The following is a 6,832-nucleotide window of genomic DNA, read 5'->3' as shown; positions in this document are numbered from 1 at the left end:
GTCATCGCAGCGAGGCACGGGATTAGGGGTGAGGGCTACATTAAAAAACGGCGGCCCGCGGAGGGGCCGCCCAACGTCGGAGCGAGAAAAATCGGCGGAGAGCCTCCGGTTAGAAGCTCGCCTTTATTTCCCCCCAGGAGGTGGTTACCACATCTTCGCCACCGTCGTAACATTCCCAATAGTACAGGTCGTCAAATGTATCCTCGAAAATGGGGAAGCCCGAAGCGCTGTAATAGCCTAACGATGCTGACTCGTCGGTTCCCGCTGGATGAAACCAGGTATCGAACACGGCGGTGGCCGTGTTGACGGCACTGACCGTTACCCAGGGTGAGAAGGTCTCGGCCTCGTACAGCCAGCCGGGGCGGGCGGCGGAGTCGCACTGCAAGTTCGCGCCGGACATGTCCCCGGTGATGTGGTCGGTGTCTATTTCCCATTCCCCGGAAAGGCCGTGCCGGTCCTGGTGCCAACCGCCGCTCTCGAAGTCCTCGATGCCGTAACCGCCGCCCTGCAAGGGCAGGATACTCGCCCCGTTGACCAGAAGCTCCACGTTGTCAACCGCCCACCACCCCTGTGTGTCCAAGTCGGTGCCGTATTTGAAGCCAAAGCAGCACAGGTAGCCGCTTAACAGGAAGTCGGCCACGTTTATGGTCTGGTGGCCGGTCACCTCGTCGGATCCCCAGGTGAAGATATTTGTGTAGTCGCCCTCCCCCCAATTGACGCCGTCTATCCTTATGGTATTCAGGCGAAAGCCACTGGCCACCCCCGTCTCATCGGATACCCAAACGATATAAATTCCCAGGTTTCTACAGCCGTAGTAGTCGTCGAGGGCGGTTTTGTATATGTTTACGCCGTCGGTATTGCCCTCGAATTTGCATAACGAGTGGTAGGTGAGACCGTCGCTTAGGTAAATCTCGGCGTAATCCCCCTCGTCGGCGGTCTCCAGGGTGTAGTGAAGTGTTATGCTGACGCCGTCATAGCCGCCGAGGTTGATGGGCTGACCAACCCACATCATGCTGGCCGCGTCGTTGGAGCCGTACACGTACAAGTCGTCGCGGACACAGCCGACACCTGCGCCCGGTATGAGCTGCCAATGGGCGTTGTATTCCGAAGGCGGCTCCGGCCCGACGGATACGGCGTCGCCCGCCAGGCACGACACGACGGCCAGAACGGTCAAGAATACGAGGGTTCTCATCTCGTTTCCTCCTCAAAAAAGATAGAGCAACCTCCAGCGGGTTACTCGACTTCGTACATGGTGATGTCGCATTCAAAATTATCGTTATTACTACTATCCCAAAGGATTACCCCCCCCCGAGTAACAGAACTTTTCGCATTTCCTTACCTCCTTGAGTAGGACTCATCAATTGCACCAGTTAAATTAGCACAAAAAAAGGGGCGTGGCAAGAGTTGGTTAAAGAAATTTTGGATGAATTTTCGTTCGATAAACAAGGGGCTTAAGCCCCTTGTTAAGCGGCCTGCGGGCGACCGCAGAGGGTCGCCCCTACGTCATCGCAGTGAGGCGCGAGCCGGAGTGAGGGCTGCCTTTGAAAAAAACGGGCGGACCTGAAGGTCGGCCCCTACGTCAGCGCAAGCGGGTTTGGGGTGATGCGACCCCCTCTCCCTTTTTGGAAGAAGGTGGGGGTGAGGGTCGGGGTAGGGAACGTGAGCGCGGCGGCCCGCAGAGGGGCCGCCCTACGTCATCGCAACGAGGTGCGGGTCTGGGTGAGGTCTGCCGCTACCCCCTCTCCCTCCCAGGGAGAGGCTCGCCTACGGGTTAGGGTGAAGGTCGAGGTCGGGAACATAAAAGCCGGCGGGGATAGGAATCCCCGCCCTACGTCAGCGCAAGCTAGGTGCAAACACCCGCCCCTACAACTCCAGCTCGGACTCCGAGAACGGATCCTGGTTGAAGAGGTCGGTCAGGTACCCACCGATGTGCTTGAGAATCACCGAGCCGAAGGAGCAGTAGGTGGCCAGGTCGGGGTCGGGGTGGTCAATTCCGCCCTCCCGCCTCGCCAGCTCCACGGCCTCGCGCAGTCCGCCCAGCCCGTCCACCAGCCCCCGCTCCAGGGCCTCGGAGCCGGTCCAGACCCTACCGCCGGCCACGGCCCGCACCGCCTCCGGGTCCATCCCGCGGTTCTCGGCGACCAGGTTGATGAAAATGTCGTAGAAATAGGCCAGCTCATTCTCAATGGCCGTCCGCTCCTCGTCGGTCAGCCGGTGGCCGATGTCGCCGATATTCGCCGACTTCCCCTTCTGGTACACCTCGCGCACCACGCCGTTCTCCTCGAAGAGCCGCTCCAGGGACGGTATCAGGTTGACCACCCCGATGGAGCCGGTGTAGGTGGAGCCCGAGGCGTAGATGAAGTCCGCCGGGCAGGCGATCCAGTAGCCCCCCGAGGCGGCGACGTCGCCCATGGAGGCGATGACCGGCTTGCCGTCGGCGGTGCAGCGCTCGACGGCGCGGGCTATCTCGTCGGAGGCGATCCCCGAGCCGCCGCCCGAATCAATCCGCAGCACGATCGCCTTGACCAGCGGGTCCCGGCGGGCGTCGTCGAGCTCGGCCGCTATAGTCTGCGAGCCCATCACCTTCGAGCCGTCCACGATGCTGTAGGAGCTCTGGCCCACCTCGATGGAGCCGTAGGCCCCGATGACGGCGATGCGGGGCCGGTCGCCCCATTCGTTCTCCCAGTACTGCCGGGAGGCCACCTCGACCAGGGGGACGTCGTCCGCATTTTCGGGATTCGCACCCGCGGCGCGCGCCAGGGCCACCAGCGCCTCCTCAACCCCTCCGTTCCCGTCCACAAGCCCCAGCTCGAGGGCGTCGTCGGGGTGGATGACGAAGGCGTCGGTGAGCTCGGCGAGCCGCGTCGGGCTCAGGCCCCGGCGTTCGCCGATGAGTGACAGGAGCTGGGCGTGGACCCCCTCCAACATCTCTTGGAGCGCCTTGGCCTGGACCTCGGACGCCCCCTTGGTGGTGGGGAAGAAGCTGGACTTGTAATCGCCGGCGGTGATCGTCTCCAGGTCCACCCCGTACCCCTCGGCGAGCCCGCCGTAGCGCATCACGTGCATGACGAGGCCGAAGCCCTCCAGGACGCTCACCCGGGGGATGAAAATCTTGTCCGCGTGGCAGGCCAGGTAGTAGGTGGCCGGGTTGGCCCCCTCGCCGGTGAACACGGCGTAGACCGGTATCCCCGCGGCGCGGGTGCGGTCAATCTCCGACCCCAGCTCCTGCACCGCCGCCGACAGACCCGCGAATGAGCCGCTGATGGGCTGTATCTCCAGGAGCACGGCGTTCACGTCGGAGTCCTCCCGGGCGCGCTTCAGGTCGCGCAGGAGGTCGGTCAGGTCGCTCCCGCCCCCCGAGCCCAGGAGGGAGAAGAAGGGCGGCTCGTCGTCTATCGTCCCCGAGACCTCGAGCACCAGCACCTGCGCCGGCGCCAGGTCCAGAAGCGGTTCCCGGCGGTCCAGGCAGAAGGCGATGGAAGCGCCCTGGCTCGAGAGGTTCCCGTCTGCGAGCGACCCGCCCCAGCCCAGGGTCAGATAATCGAGGTCCAGGCTGGCCCCGAGGCTCATCTCCCCGTCGTCGGAGTACGCGAAGTTGAGCGCCAGTCCGGTCAGCGGGCGGGCCTCGGCCCCCAACCTCCAGAAGAGCCCCTCTTTCTCGCCGGGACCGGCGGCGCCCGCGCTCGAGTCCTCCCGCCAGCCCACGTCGAAGCTCACGGTGAGAAGGTCCTGATTGCCGGGGAGGAAGATAGCCAGGGGCCGCAGGCCGACACCCCCGGTCCAGGTCCGCGCGAGGGGGACGCCGGCCAGCGAATCGCCCAGGGCGTTGTCCACCGTGGCGCCGATGGAGAGGAACTGGACGGGCCGGCTCAAAACGCCGAAGCGCATGTCGAAGGCCCGCGGGTCCTCGGGGGTATTTGTGCGGTTATGCCAGTCCAACGAAAGGCCCAGACTAAAGGCCTCGGCGCCGAACCCCAGGGCCAGGCTGTAGGCGTTTTCGCGTGAATCGGGGTCCGCGGCCGCCGGCGCGCCCCGGTAACCGAACCCCAGGCCGCCCAGCTGGAGCCCGATGGACCAATCCTCCCACGCCTCGCCGCTCGAGCCCCAGGAGAGGTAGGCGTTCATCGAAAATCTTTGGGCCAGACCGGCGGGGTTGATCCACAGCGCCCGGGCGTCGTCGCTCACGGCCACCGAGCCCTGCGCCCCCGTCGCGTAGGCGTCGTAGGCGGCCGGGGCGGCGGCGGCGGTTATCACGAGGGCTAAAATGAACCGTTTCACGGCGTCTCCTCCCTGGGGAACGGATTGGGTAATCGTACCACCCCGCGGGCGGTTGCAAAAGGGGGGTCGGTCGGTGCCGTATCAGCCTTTTTGTAAAGAAGCGGCGGGGCGCGACCGGCGGTTCCCGCGTTGACTCCGGCGCCCCGATGTGCTAATTTACCGGGTCCGTCATCCCTTCGCGAAAGGTCGTACCGTGATTCGGATAGGCATCCTCGGCGGCGGCCCCGCCGGATACGTGGGCGCCCTGCGCGCGGCCCAGCTCGGCGCAGGCGTGACCCTCATCGAGCGGCGCTGGCTCGGCGGCACCTGCCTCCACGTCGGCTGCATCCCGACCAAGACCCTGGTCCACGCCGCGGCGCTCTACGCCGAGCTCTCCGGCAAGGGCTTACGGCGCTCGGGCCTTTTGCTGGATAACCTCCGCTACGACCTCGACGCGCTCCGCAAGCGGAAGGACGATACGGTCCACCGGCTGGTGACCGGCATCCGCGGCCTGCTGAAGGAAGCGGGGGTGGAGCTGGTGGAGGCCGAGGGACGCCTGGAGGCGCCCGGCGTGATGACCTACCAGGGCCCCGACGGCGAGGTCGTCGTAAATAGCGATTACACCCTCATCGCCACCGGTTCCGAGCCGTCCCTGCCGCCTATTCCGGGCGTCGAGCTGGCCTGGACCTCCGAGGACGCCCTGCGCTTCGAGGAGATACCCGCGAGGCTCCTGGTCATCGGGGCCGGGGTCGTCGGCCTCGAGTTCGCCTCCATCTACGCCGCCTTCGGCAGCCGGGTGACGGTGGTGGAGATGCTGGAGCGGGCGCTGCCGATGGAGGACGCCGAGCTGGGCGCCGAGCTCGAGCGCCAGCTCAAGCACGCCGGCATCACCGTCCACACGGGCACCCGCGTGCTGGGCCTGGACGAGTGCGACGGTGGCTTCGAGGCAGTTTTCCACAAAGAGGGGAACGGCAAGGACCTCCACCTGGCGTGCGACCGGGTGCTGGTGGCCACGGGAAGGCGACCCATTTTCCCCGGCGTGGACGCCGAGGAGCTGGACTTGAGCGTGCGGCAGGGGGCCATCGTGGTGGACAGCCGCCTGCGCACCACCCTCCCCCGGACCTACGCCGCCGGGGACTGCATCGGCGGGCACATGCTGGCCCACGTGGCCAGCTACGAGGCCGAGACGGCGGTGGAGCACATGGTCACCGAGCGGGGCGAGGTGGAGTACGCCGCCGTGCCGCGCTGCGTCTTCACCATCCCCGAGGTCGCCGCCGTGGGCGCCACCGAGGACGACGCCCGGGAGACGGGCCAGAACGTCATCGTGGGCCGCTTCCCCTACCGCGCCTCGGGCAAGGCGCTGGCCTCCATGCACTCCGAGGGCCTGGTCAAGGTCATCGCCGACGAGCGGGGCAAGATCATCGGCGGCGGGATAATCGGGCCCCACGCCAGCGATTTGATCGGCGAGCTCTCGTTGGCGGTGCACAACGGCCTGTCGCTCGCCGATGTCGTGGGCACCATCCACGCGCATCCCACGCTGCCGGAGATGGTGCGCGAGGCCTGCCTGGACGCTCTGGGCCGCCCCCTGCACATCCCCAAGGGGAAGTAGGTTCGTTCACTTTCCGAAGGCGGCCCCGTCGGGCCGTCTTCTTTTTTAGCCCCTGGGCTGGAAATTAGACGCCGAAGGATATATTCTATTAAGTGAGGGAACACCTTTCCCATTCACTTTTTTCACCCGGAAAACCGGGGCGGCCCTCACCCCCGGAACCGCAAACTCGAAAGGGAAAAGATGCGAATCGTCGTAACGATCATGCTTCTGGTCATGGCCCTGGGCGCGACCGCCGAGGTGTACGAGTTCTACTGGGACGACGGCGTGTGCGGCGGAGGCTGGGTCTGGTACACCGGCGGCAACTACTGGGCCGTGCAGTTCGACGAGGAGAAGACCACCGGCCAGCCGGGAACCGTGACGAGCGTGGGGGCCTACGTCTTCCCCGGCTGGCCCGACGGGACTTACCAGGGGGTGAATATGCACGTCTTCAGCGACTCGGGCGGCCTGCCCGGCGACGACCTGGGATACGAATTCATCTCCGGGCCCGGCTGGCAGTGGGCGAGCATTGATGTCGACGTGGACTCGGGCGTTTTCTGGATCGCCTGGCAGGATATAGGCAGCTACCCCTCCTGCGACGCCCTGGGCTTCGACGCGGACGGAACGGGGCACAGCTGGGGCGGCGGCGACTGGATAAACTGGGGCGACGCCATGCTGCGCTGCTACTGGGAAGGCGAGCTGACCCAGGTCGTGGAGAGCACCTGGGGGCTCATCAAGACCCTGTGGTAGAGTTCTAATCGTAGGGCGACCGTCCACGGTCGCCCGCGGGCCGACCTGAAGGTCGGCCCCTACATCATCGCAGGTCGGGGTGAGGGGTGAAGCGGTCTCCCTCTCCCTGTGGGAGCGGCGCGCCGACGGGCCGGGGTGAGGGGTGCAGCGGCCCCCTCTCCCTTTTAGGGAGAGGGTAGGGGTGAGGGTAAGGTGTGAAATCGGCGGGGACTAAAGCCCCCGCCCTACATTTGAGGGCGC

The 6,832-nt window shown here is 65.7% G+C and carries 4 protein-coding genes; 2 read left to right on the top strand and 2 right to left on the bottom strand.

What is annotated here, in order from left to right; translation table 11 throughout:
- Window positions 1-109: 109 nt before the first annotated feature.
- On the bottom strand, window positions 110-1,192 hold the full coding sequence (locus NTW26_08530) for a hypothetical protein (GenBank protein ID MCX7022297.1): 1,083 nt from the start codon (window positions 1,190-1,192) through the stop codon (window positions 110-112).
- A gap of 671 nt (window positions 1,193-1,863) precedes the next feature.
- Window positions 1,864-4,278: a signal peptide peptidase SppA gene (gene sppA, locus NTW26_08525; protein ID MCX7022296.1), complete on the bottom strand. Its 2,415-nt coding sequence runs from the start codon at window positions 4,276-4,278 to the stop codon at window positions 1,864-1,866.
- Between the two features lie 193 nt (window positions 4,279-4,471).
- Between sppA and lpdA the strand changes: the two genes are divergently transcribed.
- Entirely contained in the window at window positions 4,472-5,866 is a 1,395-nt protein-coding gene (gene lpdA, locus NTW26_08520; protein ID MCX7022295.1) for a dihydrolipoyl dehydrogenase, read from the top strand.
- A 180-nt stretch (window positions 5,867-6,046) separates the two neighbouring features.
- A complete protein-coding gene (locus NTW26_08515) occupies window positions 6,047-6,592 on the top strand; it encodes a hypothetical protein (GenBank protein MCX7022294.1) in 546 nt (181 codons plus the stop codon).
- Window positions 6,593-6,832 lie beyond the last annotated feature (240 nt).

Source organism: bacterium, assembly GCA_026398675.1.
GTDB lineage: Bacteria > RBG-13-66-14 > RBG-13-66-14 > RBG-13-66-14 > RBG-13-66-14 > RBG-13-66-14.
This window is presented reverse-complemented; position numbering and strand designations above follow the sequence as displayed.